The 18240-nt window shown below is 64.2% G+C and carries 14 protein-coding genes; 2 read left to right on the top strand and 12 right to left on the bottom strand.

All coding sequences use genetic code 11. From position 1 onward, the window contains the following. Positions 1–449 precede the first annotated feature (449 nt). Together LG299_RS13920 and LG299_RS13915 are read left to right on the top strand one after the other, a co-directional pair. Positions 450–2012 carry a sugar transferase gene (locus LG299_RS13920; RefSeq protein ID WP_404431248.1) on the top strand — a complete coding sequence of 521 codons (1563 nt, stop codon included), beginning with the start codon at positions 450–452 and terminating at the stop codon, positions 2010–2012. Further along, positions 2012–3133 carry a glycosyltransferase gene (locus LG299_RS13915; RefSeq protein ID WP_404431246.1) on the top strand — a complete coding sequence of 374 codons (1122 nt, stop codon included), beginning with the start codon at positions 2012–2014 and terminating at the stop codon, positions 3131–3133. Before LG299_RS13920 ends, LG299_RS13915 begins: the two co-directional genes overlap by 1 nt. A 56-nt stretch (positions 3134–3189) precedes the next feature. Here the strand turns inward: LG299_RS13915 and LG299_RS13910 are convergent, their stop codons facing one another. The 12 genes from LG299_RS13910 to LG299_RS13855 form a co-directional block, all read right to left on the bottom strand. Beyond that, positions 3190–5019, bottom strand: a complete 1830-nt coding sequence (locus tag LG299_RS13910; RefSeq protein ID WP_404431244.1) for a DUF4012 domain-containing protein — start codon at positions 5017–5019, stop codon at positions 3190–3192. A gap of 110 nt (positions 5020–5129) precedes the next feature. Then, positions 5130–5351: a hypothetical protein gene (locus tag LG299_RS13905; RefSeq protein WP_404431242.1), complete on the bottom strand. Its 222-nt coding sequence runs from the start codon at positions 5349–5351 to the stop codon at positions 5130–5132. Between the two features lie 107 nt (positions 5352–5458). Continuing rightward, complete coding sequence (locus LG299_RS13900; protein ID WP_404431240.1) at positions 5459–9568, bottom strand: hypothetical protein; 4110 nt, start codon at positions 9566–9568, stop codon at positions 5459–5461. Positions 9569–9808: 240 nt separating this feature from the next. Then, the gene (gene tuf / locus LG299_RS13895; protein WP_404431238.1) at positions 9809–11002 is read right to left on the bottom strand and encodes an elongation factor Tu; all 1194 of its coding nucleotides are present in this window, start codon (positions 11000–11002) and stop codon (positions 9809–9811) included. A 173-nt stretch (positions 11003–11175) separates the two neighbouring features. Continuing rightward, positions 11176–13290: an elongation factor G gene (gene fusA, locus LG299_RS13890; protein ID WP_404431236.1), complete on the bottom strand. Its 2115-nt coding sequence runs from the start codon at positions 13288–13290 to the stop codon at positions 11176–11178. An 84-nt stretch (positions 13291–13374) separates the two neighbouring features. Beyond that, the gene (rpsG, locus tag LG299_RS13885; RefSeq protein ID WP_404431234.1) at positions 13375–13845 is read right to left on the bottom strand and encodes a 30S ribosomal protein S7; all 471 of its coding nucleotides are present in this window, start codon (positions 13843–13845) and stop codon (positions 13375–13377) included. 5 nt (positions 13846–13850) lie between these two features. Continuing rightward, complete coding sequence (gene rpsL / locus LG299_RS13880) at positions 13851–14219, bottom strand: 30S ribosomal protein S12 (RefSeq protein WP_257495790.1); 369 nt, start codon at positions 14217–14219, stop codon at positions 13851–13853. A 247-nt stretch (positions 14220–14466) separates the two neighbouring features. Further along, the gene (locus LG299_RS13875) at positions 14467–15087 is read right to left on the bottom strand and encodes a hypothetical protein (protein WP_404431231.1); all 621 of its coding nucleotides are present in this window, start codon (positions 15085–15087) and stop codon (positions 14467–14469) included. Beyond that, positions 15087–15926 (bottom strand): hypothetical protein, encoded by an 840-nt coding sequence (locus LG299_RS13870; RefSeq protein WP_404431229.1) that lies wholly within the window; start codon positions 15924–15926, stop codon positions 15087–15089. The genes LG299_RS13875 and LG299_RS13870 overlap by 1 nt, the downstream gene beginning before the upstream one ends. Next, on the bottom strand, positions 15923–16507 hold the full coding sequence (locus tag LG299_RS13865) for a hypothetical protein (protein ID WP_404431227.1): 585 nt from the start codon (positions 16505–16507) through the stop codon (positions 15923–15925). Before LG299_RS13865 ends, LG299_RS13870 begins: the two co-directional genes overlap by 4 nt. Before the next feature lie 4 nt (positions 16508–16511). Beyond that, positions 16512–17891 carry a hypothetical protein gene (locus LG299_RS13860; RefSeq protein ID WP_404431225.1) on the bottom strand — a complete coding sequence of 460 codons (1380 nt, stop codon included), beginning with the start codon at positions 17889–17891 and terminating at the stop codon, positions 16512–16514. Then, on the bottom strand, positions 17888–18187 hold the full coding sequence (locus tag LG299_RS13855; protein ID WP_404431223.1) for a hypothetical protein: 300 nt from the start codon (positions 18185–18187) through the stop codon (positions 17888–17890). Before LG299_RS13855 ends, LG299_RS13860 begins: the two co-directional genes overlap by 4 nt. Positions 18188–18240 lie beyond the last annotated feature (53 nt).

The following is an 18240-nucleotide window of genomic DNA, read 5'->3' as shown; positions in this document are numbered from 1 at the left end:
TCCGCATTTCTGCGGCGATGCTGCACCACTGTTCTGATGTCAAACCCGCACGCAAGCGCGCGGCACCCGCTTCACGAAGGGGGTGAGGTGTTCTGCTACCCGCGGCCTAGAACCCTGCGCCCGTATCTCTGGAGAATCTCCCGAGAGGCGCCGCCTATGCACTGCCCTGGCAGTGATCCTGCGCACGCGAAAGCGGGCGTCGGAATCTGGAACCTTATTAGTCTACGTGTCGCCCGGGCGTGTCGCAAACTCGGGCGTGTCACATGAGCGCGTCTACGGCGTGTTCACAGCCAGGAAACCGCACGGACGTGCGCGCAGGTCACGGAGTCATCACTGACGCACCCATTCGGCGGTTGTACGTGGCAGAATACAAGGGCCATCGTCTGGGGGGATGTGTGGCCGTGGCGCTTTGCGCCACCCGTAAGCGGCCGCGTGGCAAAGGGGGAGTCTTGGCGTCGAACGTTGTGCGCGCGACTCGGGAGCCTTCGCCCGGAGGTGAGTCACGCCGCCCCATCGGCTTGACCCGTTCGGGTCGTGCGCGTGCGCGTGCCACCGCGCCTCTCACCCAACAGGGCACGATCGATTGGCGCGGACGCTACGCACGGCGCCTCTGGTTGAGCGATCTGCTCGTGCTGGCCGTGGTCGTGTTCGGCACGCAGATCGCGTGGTTCGGCCTCGGCAGCGCCCAGGTGTCGATCCGCGAAGACAGTCGCCTGAGCGTCGTTTCTTACTGGTTCTTCTCTGCAGTGCTTCTCGTGCTGTGGATGTGGTCACTGAGCCTGGTCGATTCACGGAGCGATCGAGTGATTGGAACCGGGTCGGCCGAGTACGTCCGCATCCTCTCCGTCAGCACCCGCCTCTTCGGCATCATCGCGATCCTCGCCTTCCTGCTGCGCGTGGACGTCGCGCGCGGCTACCTTCTCATCGGCCTTCCGCTCGGGGTGCTCGCACTGCTGACCGAACGGTGGTTCTGGCGTAAGTGGCTCACCACCCGGCGCGCCCGGGGCGACTGGAGCGCCACTGTCCTGCTCGTCGGTTCCGAACAGTCTGTGGAACAGATCGCCGCAGCGCTCGCGCGCACACCCAGCGCGGGCTACCGCGTGATCGGCGCCTGCACGCCCGGAGGTCGGGCCGGCGCCAAGGTCCGTGGCACCGACATCCCGATCCTCGGCGACGTTCATGGTGTGCTCGGGGTACTTGAGACGATGGATGCTGACACCGTCGCGGTGACCAGCACCGACGAGTTGCCGCCATCCGGGGTCAAGCGGATCTCGTGGGCACTCGAGGCCGGGAGTCGCCACCTGGTACTCGCCCCGAACATCGCCGATATCGTCGGCCCCCGCATCCAGACCCGCCCGGTCGCCGGGCTTCCCCTCATTCACGTCGAGACTCCGCGGTACAGCAAAGGCCAGCGCGTTGTGAAGCGCGCGATGGACACCGTGCTGAGCGGTGTGGGCATCGTCGTTCTCAGCCCGATCCTCGCGATCATCGCACTGCGCATCGCCACGACGTCTGCCGGCCCTGTGCTGTTCCGGCAGCGGCGTATCGGTCTGGACGGCCGCGAATTCGGCATCCTGAAATTCCGCACCATGATCGACGGTGCCGAAGCGATGCTTCCTGACCTGCTCGGTCAGCGGGATTCGGGCAACGAGGTCTTGTTCAAGATGACCGAGGACCCGCGTACCACCTCTGTGGGCAGGTGGCTGCGCCGCTACAGCCTCGACGAGTTGCCCCAGTTGTTCAATGTCTTGGGCGGCTCGATGTCGCTCGTTGGCCCGCGCCCCTCGCTGCCCAGCGAAGTGGCGAAGTACGACGACCACGTGCACCGCCGGTTCTTGGTCAAGCCCGGGATCACCGGGATGTGGCAGATCAGTGGGCGCTCGGCGCTGTCGTGGGAGGAATCCGTACGCCTCGACCTCGCCTACGTCGAGAACTGGACCCTCTTCGGCGACATTGTGATTCTGTCAAAGACGCTGCGCGCGGCGATTCTGCCTGGATCGACGGCCGCCTGATGTCGGGACTTATCGTCAACGAATGGATCGAACCCGCCGGCGGCGCCGAGCGAGTGCTCGACCGCTTGGCTCTCCTGTTTCCCGACACCGACATGCTGTGCCTCTGGAACGATGCCCCCGAGCGCTTCGGTGATCGCACCGTGCGCGAAACCTGGCTCGCCCGCACACCGCTTCGTGGACGCAAGGCGCTCTCGCTTCCGTTCATGCCGATCACGTGGCGCATCCCCCGCCAGATCCACCACGACTGGGTGCTCGTGAGCTCGCACGCCTTCGCACACCACGTGCGGGTCGAGGGCGATGCTCCGAAGTACATCTACGCCCACACGCCGGCGCGCTACCTCTGGGCACCCGAACTCGATGCGCGCGGCGACAACCTCGCCGCCAAGATCGCCGGTCCGCCGTTGCGCGCGATCGATCGCGCGTCGGCCCAGAACGCGACCTCGATCGCCGCCAACAGCCGATTCGTCGCCGAGCGAATCGAGCGATCGTGGGGCCGCACCGCCACCGTCATCCACCCACCGGTGGATGTGACCGGTATCGCCAGCGGTGCCTGGCGCGACCTGCTCACCGATGACGAGAAGCGCACGCTCGATGCTCTGCCTGCTGACTTCGTGCTCGGCCTGTCACGCTTCATTCCGTACAAGCGCCTCGACACGGTCATCGAGATCGGGGAGCGACTCGGCCAGCCGATCGTGATCGGTGGCTTCGGACCGCTCGAGGGCGCCCTGCGTGCACAAGCCCACGACGCACGAGTACCGGTGACGTTCGTCGTGCGTCCCAGTGATGCCATGGTCGCGGCCCTGATGGATCGGGCGATGCTCTTCGTCTTTCCACCGGTCGAAGACTTCGGCATCGTCGCGGTGGAGGCGATGGCATCGGGAACGCCCGTGATGGCCAATAGGCAAGGCGGCGCCAGCGACTCGGTGGTGGACGGCGTGAGCGGAGCGCTCTTCGACCCGCACTCCGCCGCTGAAGCGGCCGCGGCGGCCGCGCTCTGCGCGAGCATTCCACCCGAAGGGATTGTCGCCCACGCTCGGCAGTTCGATGCGACGAAGTTCGATGCCGCCCTGACGAACTGGATGAGCCCGCACATCTCCCTCAGCGACTCACATTCGGCCTAACCCTGCCGCGCTCGCCGCGCCCCACCGGGGACAACCGAACGGGCGTGACGCAGGCCCTACAGTTGCCCGTCGCCGGTCAGTGCCACGCACTCAGGAGCGATGGTGACAGCTGTATCTGTCACCGTCGGGGAGTAGCGCACCGCGAGGGGACCGAGATCGCCTTCGGGTAGTTGGGAGACGTAGGTGACGGTGCGGGTCTCGCCTTGGTTGACGAGCACCGAAATGCTCTGCGCGGTCCGGCCCTCTTCGGTGCTGGTGCGCGAAAGGTCCGGCGCGTCACCGATGGCGGGATCCACACTCAGGATGCTGGCACCCGGCGGCGCGAAATAGAGCACATCGAGCAGCATCGAGGTGCCGGTTCCACCGTACGTGGGCGTGCGCCTGGACAGGATGTGGAACGTCAGGTCGTCGCGATCAACGGAGTTCGTCATCGTCACGCTCGTGGTGACTGTCCGAGCCGCTGGGTCGCAGGTCACTGCGACGGACGACGTGAGGTAGTACTCCATCTTGCTGACGCTCGCGTCGTTGAGGAAAATGCCGACCTGGGTCTGCTCGGTGTTGTCTTGAGCGAGTTCGCCGTCTATGCCCAACTCGCGCGCGACAGACTGCTCTTCTTCGCGACTGAACCAGCCGTACAAGCGTTGCTCGGAGTTGATCACCTCGATCGCCGCGAGCATGTTCATGAGGTCCCAGCGGCCGGTGGTGAGCTTTGCGAACACGGCTGCCGACGTTGCCTCGAAGAACGCGTCGGCCGGAGCCTGGTCGCCGGGGTTGCGCAGGTACGTCTCGCTCAACAGTTCGCGAACGACGTTCTCTGAGTTGATCTCGATGCCGTCGACGTTCACGGGGCCCGTGACCGCGAGCATGTGGGAGAGGGCGACGGGGTCCAGCGACAGCACGCCATCGAGGTTGTAGCCCATCTGAACGGTGATGGCGTTGAACAGCCGGGCGATGGTGGGGAAGTGTGGCGTGCGCGTGTAGTTCTGGGAGTTGATCGCGAACTCGGGGTCATACAGGGCGAGCGTCTCGGCGGGGAGGTCGAGGTGCTGGCGATAGCCGAAGAGGCTCTGGTACTGGGCAGATCCTGCAATCCCGATCAGTTCGATTCGCCCGGCGTCCACTCGGATGAACACCGAGGCCGCCGGGATACCGCCGGTCGCGCGGATCTCGGCGTTGTTCTGGAACAGCACGAGATACGTGCGCGGCTCGTCTTCGCCCAGCATCTTGAGCGCAGTCGGAAGGACCTCTGTCGCCGTGTGCGTCAGCGGGGCAGTCTGATCGATGACCTCGATGACCTGCCCGACCGCCTCATCGACGATCGGCAGGAGCGAGTCGCGATCGATCGTCGCGACCTTCGCTTGCGCGCTGGCGAACGCCGCATCGATCGGAGGAAGTTCGGCGAGGATCTGCCGGAACGGTTCGAGGTTGAAACCACCGCCTTCGAAGCGCAGCGTCTCGGGCTTCAGCGCGCTGAGCACGGCAAAGCTCGGGGGGAGCGCATCGCGAACGAGGATGTGCGTCGCCTCGGTCGTCGAGCGAACGGCCGCGACATTCTGACCGACCCAGGGAATCCAGGTGGCGAACTCCCACAGCGGACCCTGCACGGTCTGGTCGGCGCGGGTCGTCGCTTCGAGCACCTCGGCGGCGCGAGCATCGAAGGTCGCCGCGTCACCGGAGCTGACCAAGTCGGGCACCGTGGCGAGCTGACTCTGGGCGAGCTCGAGGTCGTCGCGCACCTCCATCGCTTCACTCGCGAGGGCGAGACCAGCGAAAAGGAGGCCCACGAGGACTGCCAACAGAACGCCCAACACGCCGACAACCCAGGGCCAGACACGGCGGCGCTTGCGCTCTTCGCGCACGCCGAGGTCGGCCATGTGATGGGACATACCTCATGGTATCGAGGGCCTTCCTGGGAGAACGTCCGGGGTGATGTGCGAAGGCGACACAGAACGGCCCGGGAGAATGACTCCCGGGCCGTGCCGTACGTATGGGCGAACTACTTCGGTTCGTTTCCGATCGCGCCATCGATGTGGCCGCGGACCTCGTCGATCTTCGCGTCGTGCTCGTCAGGGAGCACGCTCTTTGCGAAGTTGGACACACCGTCGAGAGCAGTATCACTGTGCGTCTCGACGTTGTCGGCCCCGAACGCGTCCGTGACTTTGTCTTTGGCGCCTTCGAAGAGCTCTTTGCCCTTGTTCATCATGTCGTCGATTCCCATAGAGGTCCCCCTTTCGTCGATGGCGCGGATATCACCGCACCCGATCATTCTGTCGGGGCGATGACCCCGCGTAAAGATGCATGCCGCTGTTCGCGTTGCCTGTTGCGCTATGCCGTGGGTGTCTCTTCGTTACGGCGACGCATCGTGGTGTACACGAGGAACAGAATGCCGGCAAGCACCGTACCGAGTCCGCCAAGGAGGGGACCGACAGGTAGCTCACCACCGGTGGCCGGTAGACCACCCAGAGTCACGGTGACCGCATCGTCGTCGCACGCTTGGAAGGGCAGGCCGGCCGTTGCCGGACCCCAGCAGACCTCGCCGACGTTCACGATCGACGTCGCCGTGGTCTTCGAATCGACCGTCACGTCGAGCGTGATCAGCGGTGCGGAAGAGCCCATCGGCAGCGGGCCGAGCAACTCGCACGCCAGAGTGCCGCCGTAGCCCGCGGCATCCTTTCCGGTGACCTCGCACGCACGCCAGCGCGGGAACGAGTTCTGATCGGTGATGATCTCGTCAACACGAATGTCGGCCGGAATGCGGTCGGTGACCACGACAGGATCAGCCACGGAATCGACCGCGAGGTTGGTCACCTTCAGTCCGTACTCGAACGAGTCACCGGCTGCGACACTCTGAACACTTGCAGTCTTGTCAATGATCAGATCTGCCGAGCGAGGAACCTCACAGTTGACACTCGCCGGCGGATACGCCGCCTGCACCGTCAAAGTCGGGTTGACGGACAGTGTGACCGTCGTACCGAAGCGCCACGGGTACGAGGGGTCCGAGTTGTCGAGAACGACACCGTTGTAGACCAACGAGGGATCCACGAGGAGTTCGCCGGTCACCTGGTTGTAGTCGTTGATCGTCAGCGGACGATACCCCGGCCACTGAATACTGACATCGTTCGGAGCCAGCAACACACCCGGCCACCCGATGGATCCCGAGTCGCCCGAAGCAAGCGTCCGCGTGATGCTGGGCGGCACGGGCGTCGGGTCATTCAGATCCGGCGCCCAGCTCAACGAGATCGGCTGACCCTGCAGGCTGGGACTCGTCGCGACGAAGTAGTTGAGCGACGCAGCATCCAGAACACACGACACATAGATGCTCGCAACGATCTCATCGACCGGCGTGGTCACCGTATCGCAGTCGTTCGTCGGATCGATATCGTTCAGCACATCCACACACGCGGTGTTGACGAGGTCACCGATGAATACCGGCGTGAACGACTCAGGAGTCGCACCCGGGCCGACCTGCGGAGCAGTCATGATGGGCTGCTCCGGCAGGAGGACGACAACCTCGATGATGCCGGACGCCCCGACCGCCAGAGACACGTCCTCAACCAGAACCGTGTTGTCCAACGGTGGGGTTCCCACCGGACTCACGACCGTCCACCCTTCCGGAACAATGACGTCCAGAACCTCGAGGTCAGCAGGAATCTCGTCGGTGACGACACCGTCCGTCACCGCAACCGTGCCGTTGTTCGTCACCTCAAGGAAGTACGAGAACTGGTCTCCGGGCTCGACCGCTCCACCTTCAAGCGGAGACGTCGTCTTCTCAATACCGAGATCAACGATCTGGATCAGCAGACACGCTTGGTCATCGACGATGATGCCATCGACGTCGATCTGCGCCAGGTTCGGGATGGAGTAGCCGACCCCGGGAACATCACTGCAATCAGCAGGGGGCGGTGTGGGCAGCAGAGGCAGGTTGACGTTCACCGTGATGGTGACGATGTACCCGTGGGTTGCCCCCTCGGCGATCGGTTCGTCGGTCTGGAGTGCCACAGGAACGTTCGTCTCCCACGAGGACTCGTCGGGAGCGGGTGTGCCAGGGAACCCCGGGTCAACTGCGGCCGCACCGCTGACGAACGTGACACCGGTCGGCAGCGTGCCGAGCGTGTCGGTCAGCGAGTACTCGGCAGAACCGGGGCCCGGGTTGGTCGCGGTGAGGCGATACGCGAGCGTCCAGGTGTCGGCATCCTGCTGCGTCGCGGCGAGCGACGTCTTTGCGAAGCCGACCTGTGGGGGCAGCGGCGCACACGCGTCCGCGTCGACGGGAACACCGTCCCACTCGAGCGTTGCTTCGTTGAAGAAGCCCCTGCCAGGCTGGCCATCGACGCAGTTCACGAGGTCCGGGGGCGTCCCTCCGGTGAGCGTCACGGAGAAGGTGACGAGGTACTCGTACACCGCTCCTGCAGCAATGATTCCCGAAGCGATCGGCGTGGTCGCCTGTCCATTCCACTCGATCTCGGTACCCGCAGTGACATCGAACACCGTGTTGCCCGTGATGGTCACTCCGTCAGCGAACGACGGTACATCAAAGAGCTCGAAGGCAGTCGCGCGCGGCTGATCGGAGTTGTCGACCGTCAGCGTGTAGCTGACCTCCCAATCAGCGCCCGGCCCGACATACACCAATTGATCGAAGGCCTTCCTCAACGTCGGCTCGCTGGGTTGGTCGTCGTTCGTGAACGTGCAGGTGACCTTCTCACCCTTCTTCACAGTGACCGTCGAATCATCAGACCCGCCAGACCCACCGCCGGAACCACGCGCCGACTTGTCGTAGTCGTGGTCATCGTCGTCCTCACAGACCAACGACACCAGGTCATAACCCTCGGGACCGGTCTCTTGCAGGTCATACTCACCCGCCGGAAGCGTCACGAACTGATCCTGCGGCAACGTCTGCCAATCATCCGTGCCCGCGACCGCGACCTGCAGATCCCACGCGCTCTCATCCTCGTCGCCGCCATCGTTGTTGACGACGACTTTGACGAGCTTCAACTCACCCTTCTTCGGCTGCTTCACATCATCATTCGTGAACGTGCAGACGACCCGGTCACCCTTGCCAATCGTCACCGACGAGACGGTTCCGCCCTGCTGACCACCGGACTTCGACGACTTGTCATCGTCCTTGTCATCGTCGTCGTCGCTCTTGTCGACACAACGGATCCCGGTCAGCTCATAGCCAGGCTCACCACCGACCTCGCGCAGGTTATACGTGCCCGCATCCACCTGCACGAACTGCTCATGCGTGAACGGCACCCACGCACCATTCGGCGCCTTCTGCGCCTCCAACTGCCAATCACTCTTCACCGCATCGCCGCCATCGTCGTTGACGACGACCTTGACGAGCTTCAACTCACCCTTCTTCGGCTGCTTCACATCATCATTCGTGAACGTGCAGACGACCCGGTCACCCTTGCCGATCGTCACCGACGAGACGGTTCCGCCCTGCTGACCACCGGACTTCGACGACTTGTCATCGTCCTTGTCATCGTCGTCGTCGCTCTTGTCGACACAACGGATCCCGGTCAGCTCATAGCCAGGCTCACCACCGACCTCGCGCAGGTTATACGTGCCCGCATCCACCTGCACGAACTGCTCCTGCGTGAACGGCACCCACGCACCATTCGGCGCCTTCTGCGCCTCCAACTGCCAATCACTCTTCACCGCATCGCCGCCATCGTCGTTGACGACGACTTTGACGAGCTTCAACTCACCCTTCTTCGGCTGCTTCACATCATCGTTCGTGAACGTACAGGTGACCTTGTCACCCTTCTCCACAGTGACAACCGGGGTTTCGACGCTGGTCTTCTTACTGTCGGTGCATTCGAGCTTGGTGAGGTCGTAGCCGGGGATGTCGCCGACCTCCTGGAGCTTGTACGTGCCGACCGGCACCTCGACCCACTTGTTCTGCTCGTAGGTGGCCCAGACCTTGCCATCCAGACGCGCCTGCAGCTTCCAGTCCTTCTCACGAGCTTCGCCGCCGTCGTTGTTCTTCACGACCTTCACGAGCTTGAGCTGGGCGGTCTTGTCCTTGTCGTCGTCGCCGTGGCCAGCACCGCGATCCGCTTCTTGCACCCGCAGCGTCTGTGCAGATGGGTCGACCGGTGCGACTTCAGCGGGGGCCGTCTCGGCCGATGAGCGTTCGCCACCTGTCAGTTCGGTCGGCCCGGGCTCGACCGGCGCGGGCTCGACCGGCGCGGGCTCGACGGGCGCGGGAGCGGGCTCGACCGGCGCGGGTTCCACGGGAGCGGGTTCCAACGGCGCGGGCGCCGGCTCGACGGGCGCAGGCACCTCGGGCGCGGGAGCCGGCTGCTCGGTGATTTCGGCGGAAGCTTCTACAGGAGGCTCTTCGACGTCAGCGACGGCTACTCCTGCCGGACCGATGATCAGCGCGATCGCGAGGATCGCCCCCAGTACCGCATTCTTTTGGCGTCGCACGGCTCCGTACACCCTTCCCCAGGCAAGGTAATTGGCTCGACAGGGGTGCGGCTACAGCGCGGTGACCCCAGGAAACCGCGCTCAAGTCAATCCGACCCCCATCGGACTCATTACACGGTAGCCCGTATCCACGCTCACCGCTAGGTTTCGCGACCCAGTCGACACGGTCGAAACCTGCCGAGAACACGAGAAGCGCCTCCCGGCCGAAGCCGGGAGGCGCTTATCAATGCTGGGTGAAGACTACTTGAGGATCTTCACAACCGTGCCGGCGCCGACGGTGCGGCCACCCTCACGGATCGCGTAGCCGAGGCCCTCTTCCATGGCGATGGGCTGAATGAGCTCAACGGTCATGTCGGTGGTGTCGCCGGGCATGACCATCTCGGTGCCCTCGGGCAGCGAGATGACGCCGGTGACGTCGGTGGTGCGGAAGTAGAACTGCGGGCGGTAGTTCGTGAAGAACGGGTTGTGACGGCCACCCTCCTCCTTGGACAGGATGTACGCCGTGCCCTCGAAGTTGGTGTGGGGCGTAACCGAACCCGGCTTGACGACGACCTGGCCGCGCTCAACGTCGTCACGCTTGGTGCCGCGAAGGAGCAGACCACAGTTCTCGCCGGCCCATGCCTCGTCGAGCTGCTTGTGGAACATCTCGATACCGGTGACGATCGTCTTCTGCGTCGGGCGCAGACCCACGATCTCGACCTCGGAGTTGATCGCGAGGGTACCGCGCTCGGCGCGACCCGTCACAACCGTGCCACGGCCGGTGATGGTGAAGACGTCCTCGACGGGCATGAGGAACGGCTTGTCCTTGTCACGCACCGGGTCGGGGATCGACTCGTCAACAGCTGCCATGAGCTCGACGATCTTCTCGGTCCACTCGGCGTCGCCCTCGAGCGCCTTGAGGCCCGAAACGCGAACGACGGGGGCGTTGTCGCCATCGAAGTCCTGCGACGAGAGAAGCTCGCGAACCTCGAGCTCGACGAGCTCGAGGATCTCTTCGTCGTCGACCATGTCGGACTTGTTCAGCGCGACGAGCAGGTAGGGAACGCCGACCTGCTTGGCAAGCAGAACGTGCTCACGGGTCTGAGCCATCGGGCCGTCGGTAGCGGCAACCACGAGGATCGCGCCGTCCATCTGAGCAGCACCGGTGATCATGTTCTTGATGTAGTCAGCGTGACCCGGGGCGTCGACGTGCGCGTAGTGGCGCTTCGGCGTCTCGTACTCGACGTGCGAGATATTGATCGTGATACCGCGCTGACGCTCTTCGGGAGCGGAGTCGATCGACGCGAAGTCGCGCTGCACGTTGGTGGCCGACGGGTACTTGTCGGCGAGCACCTTCGAGATGGCAGCGGTGAGCGTGGTCTTGCCGTGGTCGACGTGACCGATCGTTCCGATGTTTACGTGCGGCTTGGTCCGCTCGAACTTGGCCTTAGCCACTGGGTCCTCCTAGGACATTCGTGTAGATCCGCCGGGCGCTGGTTTGCGACCGGATCACTACGGGGATTGATTTCTACCTTAGTAGAGAGGGTATTGCTGAGTCTGTGAAGTTGTGGAGTTGTGGATGCTGCGGCCGGCGCCGGTGAGCGCTGGGGCCGCAGCATCCATCAAGGCTATTCGCCCTTGTTCTTCTGAACGATCTCGTCCGCGACGGCGCGCGGGACCTCGGCGTAGCTGTCGAACTCCATCGAGTAGACGGCCCGGCCGGAGGTCTTCGAACGCAGGTCACCGATGTAGCCGAACATCTCGGACAGCGGGACGAGTGCCCGCACGACCTTGACGCCCTGAGCATCTTCCATTGACTGGATCTGACCGCGACGCGAGTTCAGGTCACCGATGACGTCGCCCATGTACTCCTCGGGAGTACGCACCTCGACCGACATGAGCGGCTCGAGGATGACGGGGTTCGCCTTGCGGATCGCCTCTTTGAAGCCCATCGAGCCCGCGATCTTGAACGCCATTTCAGACGAGTCAACATCGTGCGAGGCACCATCGAGCAGGATCGCCTTGACACCCACCATGGGGTAGCCGGCGAGAACACCGACGTTCATGGCGTCCTGGAAGCCCTGGTCGACCGGCGCGATGTACTCGCGCGGGATACGACCACCGGTGACCTTGTTCTCGAACTCGTAGATCTTCTCGGCCGTGACCTCGAGGGGCTCGATCGCGAACTGGATCTTTGCGAACTGACCAGAACCACCGGTCTGCTTCTTGTGCGTGTAGTCGTGACGGTCGACGCTCTTCTTGATCGTCTCGCGGTACGCGACCTGGGGCTTGCCGACGTTGGCCTCAACCTTGAACTCCCGCTTCATGCGGTCGACCAGGATGTCGAGGTGCAGCTCGCCCATGCCCTTGATGACGGTCTGACCGGTGTCGGAGTTCTGCTCGACGCGGAACGTCGGGTCTTCCTCCGCGAGCTTCTGGATCGCGAGACCCAGCTTCTCCTGGTCAGCCTTGGTCTTGGGCTCGATCGCCACCTCGATGACCGGCTCGGGGAAGGTCATCGACTCGAGAACGACCTGGTTCTGCGAATCGCAGAGGGTGTCGCCCGTGGTCGTGTCCTTGAGACCGATAACGGCGTAGATGTGACCGGCGGTGACCGAAGGCACCGGGTTCTCCTTGTTGGCGTACATCTGGAAGATCTTCCCGATGCGCTCCTTCTTGGACTTCGTCGAGTTGACGATCTGCGCGCCGGAATCCAGGTGACCGGAGTACACGCGGATGTAGGTGAGACGACCGAAGAAGGGGTGCGTGACGATCTTGAACGCGAGAGCCGTGAAGGGCTCTTCGCGGTCAGCGTGACGCTCGATGATGATCTCTTCGTTCTTCGGGTCGTGCGCCTCGATGGCCGGCACGTCCAGCGGCGACGGGAGGTAGTCCACGACCGCGTCGAGCATCGGCTGCACACCGCGGTTCTTGAACGCCGAGCCACAGAGCACGGGGTAGATCTCGGAGTTGACGGTCAGCTTGCGGATCGCAGCCTTGATCTCGGCAACGGTGAGCTCTTCGCCGCCGAAGTGCTTCTCGAGAAGCTCTTCGTCGGTCTCGGCGACCGTCTCGAGCAGCTCGTCGCGGTACTTCGCAACGACCTCGGCCATGTCGGCCGGGATCTCCTGGATGTCGTACTTGGCACCCATGGTGACGTCACCCTTCGAGTCACCGGCCCAGACGAGGGCCCGCATCTCGACGAGGTCGACAACGCCGATGAAGTCGTTCTCGACGCCGATCGGAAGCTGGATGACGAGGGGCTTGGCCTTCAGCTTGTTGACGATCGTGTCAACGGTGAAGTAGAAGTCGGCACCCAGCTTGTCCATCTTGTTGACGAAGCAAATGCGGGGGACGTCGTACTTGTCGGCCTGGCGCCACACGGTCTCGGACTGGGGCTCGACGCCCTCCTTGCCGTCGAAGACGGCGACAGCGCCGTCGAGCACGCGCAGCGAACGCTCGACCTCGACCGTGAAGTCGACGTGGCCGGGGGTGTCGATGATGTTGATCTGGTTCTTGTCCCAGAAGCACGTCACAGCAGCAGAGGTGATCGTGATGCCACGCTCCTGCTCCTGCTCCATCCAGTCGGTCGTTGAGGCGCCATCGTGCGTCTCACCGATCTTGTGGTTGGTACCCGTGTAGTACAGGATGCGCTCGGTCGTCGTCGTCTTGCCGGCATCGATGTGCGCCATGATGCCGATGTTGCGGACCTTCGTGAGGTCGGTGAGCACTTCTTGTGCCACGGGATATTCCTTACTTGTGGTGACGGATGTCGCGGGTTCGTCGCTGCGGAGCGCACGTGGCGCTCCGCAGCGACGAAGGAGCTGTTACCAGCGGTAGTGCGCGAAGGCGCGGTTCGACTCGGCCATCTTGTGGGTGTCTTCGCGGCGCTTGACCGCGGCACCCAGGCCGTTCGAGGCATCCAGAATCTCGTTCTGCAAACGCTCGGTCATCGTCTTTTCACGACGGCCCTTCGCGTAGCTCACGAGCCAGCGGAGTGCCAGCGTGTTGGCACGGTGAGGCTTGACCTCAACGGGCACCTGGTAGGTCGAACCACCGACGCGGCGCGACTTGACCTCGAGGGTCGGGCGCACGTTGTCGAGGGCCTTCTTGAGCGTGGCGACGGCGTCCTGGCCGTTCTTGTCTTCCACACCCTTCAGGGCGGTGTAGACGATCGACTCGGCGATGGACTTCTTGCCATCCACGAGGATCTTGTTCACCAGCTGGCTGACGATCGGAGCACCGTATACGGGGTCGTTGACGACGGGGCGCTTCGGGGCCGGTCCTTTACGAGGCATCTAACTCAACCCTTCTTTGCGCCGTAGCGGCTACGAGCCTGCTTACGGTTCTTGACGGCCTGGGTGTCCAGGGCGCCACGGACGATCTTGTAACGAACACCGGGGAGGTCTTTCACACGACCGCCACGGACGAGCACGAGGGAGTGCTCCTGAAGGTTGTGACCCTCACCGGGGATGTACGCGGTGACCTCGGTGCCGTTGCGAAGCTTGACACGAGCGACCTTGCGCATAGCCGAGTTCGGCTTCTTGGGCGTGGTCGTGTACACGCGGGTGCAGACACCCGCCTGCTGGGGGTTCGACTTGAGCGCCGGCGCCTTGGTCTTGACGACCTTGGGCGAGCGACCCTTGCGAACCAACTGCTGAATGGTTGGCACGTTCTCTCCTTGTTGTGCTGCGCGAGATCTTGCTTCGCACAGGTGCTGCACGGTGACAGCGATGGTGTTTTCACCACAAACCCACCGGCACGCCAGAATGTGACGCGATTGTGTGTGGTGGGTATGCCGTGGGGGCGACCCGTTCGCGAGCCTCTCCCTGGAGTGTGAGGACGGCTACCATCGTCGATGCCGGGGCACGTCGGACGGCGCGCGCGAACGCACACCTCCCCATACTACGCGGGATCTGCTATGCGGGCAAAACGCGCCGGGGCGACCCCGACCGCCAGCGCATGGTGCTCATCACCAAGTCGCCGATGGTCGACAGTTGGTCGGCCGCCGCCTCGCCCTCGGGGGTCGGCGGGGTGAGGATCGTGTACTGAAATCGCAGGCCGCGGCGCTGGGGGGCCTCTTCGTGCACGGGGACGAGGAAGGTTCTCTCGCGCACGGCCACTTCGCGATCATCACCGAACCAGCTCTCGCGATTCCAGACCCACATCGGGGTCTCAGTGAAGTCCGCGTCCGATACTTCGATCCCCCGGCTCAACCGGACCAGCGCTGCATCCCAATCAACACCGGCCGGCAGAACAACGGGCGAGACCATCAGCGTCGCCGGCAGACGGACGTCATCGATCAACGGAGGCAGATAGACCTCGAAGACGTGGAGCTCGCGGATCGCCCGCCGATACTGAGAGATCAGCGCGCGAAACTGCAGCGTGAGGTCGGCCCGACCCGCACCCTTCATGGCGCCCAGAATCGGTTGCACGGCGGAATCGTCGAGCAGCGCCTCCGGAGGAATCCGTCGCCAGCCCGGTGGGCACAACAACGTGTACGGCGTGGGCGCCGGACGAGCAGCTTCGACCTTGGTCATCAACGGGCCCACAGGTCCCACGGTGGTGTCGTCGCTGCCGCGCGGGCTTGCTCGTCGGTGAGAGCGCCCCGAGCGACGAGTCCACTCAGCGCAAGAGGAAACCCCTCGCGCAGGGTCTTGCGCTCGGCGTCGGTGAGGCCCCGAGCGACGGTGGACCACCACTGATCGACGACGGCCTCGACACCCGCTTCGTCGGCAGGATCAGCGACCGCGCCGCTCCCCGTGGCGGTTCGCTCTGCACGGCGCAGCCGCCACCACAGCACGAGAGCCCCGACACCCGAGCCCGCCAGCAACGCCAGTCCGATCACCGGCACGACCGCTTGATTCACATCGATCTCATCCAGGCGGAAGACAAGGATGGATCCGGCCACCAACAGCCAGAGGATGCCGAAGAAGGCGTAGAGGCGCGAGGTGACGTTGACAATGGATGCTGCATCCGTCGGCCGATGGAACCGAGAGAGGTACCAGAATCCCGCGAGAGACACGGCAGCGAGCAGACCCGCCAGGAGCGCACCCTCCTGCACGCCGAACGCCGCAGCACGAATACCTGGGAGCTCGATAACGAGCGCAGGTGCGACGAACGCGAGGATCAACACCACGACCATGAGTACGCTGTGCGCACGCGTTGCGACCGGCGCCGGGCCCGCTGCGGTGCGTGCGCGATCGCTGTTGAGATCGCTGATGGCTTGACTCCGGGCTATCGAGTGCGCACGATCCGCGTCGGGTACCGCCGCGAGCAGGGTAACCCTGGCTGCATCACGGACCGCGGTCTCAGCATCCGGATAGCCTCCCGCAGGAAGTCGGGCGTCGATCCGCTTCGTGAGGTCATCCTGGTTCATGACAGACGCTCCGGGTCGAGGGTGCGAAAAAGTTCGTCGATGTCTTCGATGCGACTGCTCAAAGCGTTGGTGTCGTGGTCGAGAGAGACGAGGTAGCCGACCCATCCCTCGCGGATTCCCAGCCATTCCGCCTTCGGCATGAGCGTCGGTTCGGCGTCATCACTGGTCAGTACCGCGTTGACCGTCAGTCGGCGCACTGCACGCGGAAAGAAGTCGCCGACGACCTGCTCGACGACCGGCTCGAGAACGGTGAAGCCCACCTCGGGGAGCAGGTCGGCGGGGTCGATGCCGTCATCGGCGCGCGCCTCGACATAGACATCGACAAAGCCCGTGGGCACGCCCTCTGTGGGGAAGTGCCAGAACCTGGCGCCCACGTGTTCCGCCGGGTGAAGGGCGATGCTGAGCGCATGCTCTTCGATCGCGGCGGCGAGCTCGCGCTCACCGGGACGACCGCGCGATGCTTCTTCGGCGATCGATGCGGCCCACTCCCCCGCATTCGCCCATTCGGTGTCGAGGTAGTCCAGCGGGATCGGAATCCACTTCTCAGGATCGAACGGGGTCCGGATGCGCGTTGCAGTCATGGCGCTAGCCTCCGCGGATCGCGTCTCCGACGACGTCGATTCCGGCGTCGACGGCATCAGCCGGTCCGGGCAGGCCGAACGGGTTGGCGATGTTGTCGTACGCGGCGGATCCGAGCGCCCACACGTTCACGCCCTGCATGAAGCGACTCGGCGCGACGTTCTCGGCCACGAAACGTGCCGACCTCTCGCCGATCTGCCCGGCACCGGGCCACGCCGAAGCGAGGCGCTCAGACATCGTGATCGCGACTCCATCCATGCGGGTTCCGCCCGCACGAATGGCGTTCCAGCTGTTTCTCCCCCAGCTCGCGTCGACTCCGGAAAGGAAACGGTTCGCGATCCCAGGTGCTGCAAGTTCGCGAGCGCCACGATTACCCGCGAATCGACCAGCTCCGGTCACGCTGCTCAGGTCACGCACCAGGGCGTTACGGCCTGCGTTGATCGTTCCGCGCGTGGCCGCACCAGCACCGGCACCGATCCGCAAGGAACTCGCGACCCCCGCACCGCCGCGCATCGCCTTCGCGAACGAACCGGCGAACGGGATGAGACCGATCGCGTCGAACGCGATGTCACCCCAACTTGCCCGTCGCGACCCAGCCGCCATCATCGTGAGGTGCGCGACGAGCGCGACAACCGCAGCGACGGTCGCGATAACGAGGAGGACTGCCGCGATCGGCCCCGTGATGATGAGCGCTGCCACAACCGCGATGGCACCGACAATGCCGGCAACGGTCGCAAGTCCGTCAAGGGCGTCCTCCCACCACGAGTCATCGACCCCGGATGCGGAGATGGCGTCGCCCACGCCGTCCACGGCTGTCTCGTAGGCCGAATCCCAGTCCGCGTAGCCGGCCTCGAAGGACTCCCAGAGCCCCTCGAGCTTGCCGCGGGCTCCGCTGGCCGCAGTCGATGCGTCAGAGGCCGCGCGGTCGGCGGCTCGGGTCTCGGCCTCGCTGGGGTCGGACTCCCAGATCCACACGGTGCGTAGGTCGTCGACCTCGCGGTCGGCGGCTCGCTCAGCCGCTTCGGCATCGCGCATGTCTTGGTGCGCCTCGCGAATGAGTGGCACGTAGGGGTCGACGGTCGTGTCTTGCGCAGTACGCAGTGCTTCTGCGTAGGCAACGAGGACCGGACCGGTCTTCGTGTAGCGCTCGGCGACCTTGTCGAGATCGGCCTGGAGTTCGCCGGCCGACTCGCGGATCTTGTCGAGGCTGTCGGCCTTGTACTTCTCAGATCGGGAGAGCTTGCCGAGTTCCGCAGCGGTAGCGGTCATGCGGGCACCGATGTCGATGTAGTGATTTCCGGCGGTCTCGATGCCTGTCGGATTTCCCGTGATCTCACTGAGTCGGTAGCGAGCCTCGGGCGAGAAGAGTGGTCCGTTGAAGCTCATCCTTCATCTCCCTTGGCCAGCGATTGGTCGGTCGCGATGAAGTCATCGATCACCGAAGTGATGTGGTCGTGGATATTGTGCAATGACTCGAGAATGACCTCGCGGTTACCGTCCCACCCGGATTCGAAGTCGCCCACTCGACCGCGCAGTCGGGTGTCTCCAGTGGGCGTTCCGACGTCGTTCTGCACGTTGTCGGACGCTTCACCGATGCCCTCGAACTCGGTCACGAAAGAACCGAGGTCGGCATTCACCTCGCGGAGGTCCTCGAGATCAAGATCGACACCGTCACCGCCCATGACTACTCCTCAGAAGTCAGGTGTCGGCCGCCGCGGGCGGCCGACACCTGGAT

Source organism: Microbacterium lacus (assembly GCF_044794305.1).
GTDB classification, from domain to species: domain Bacteria; phylum Actinomycetota; class Actinomycetes; order Actinomycetales; family Microbacteriaceae; genus Microbacterium; species Microbacterium lacus_B.
The sequence above is the reverse complement of the archived record's forward strand: the minus strand, read 5'-3'. Positions and strand labels throughout refer to the sequence as shown.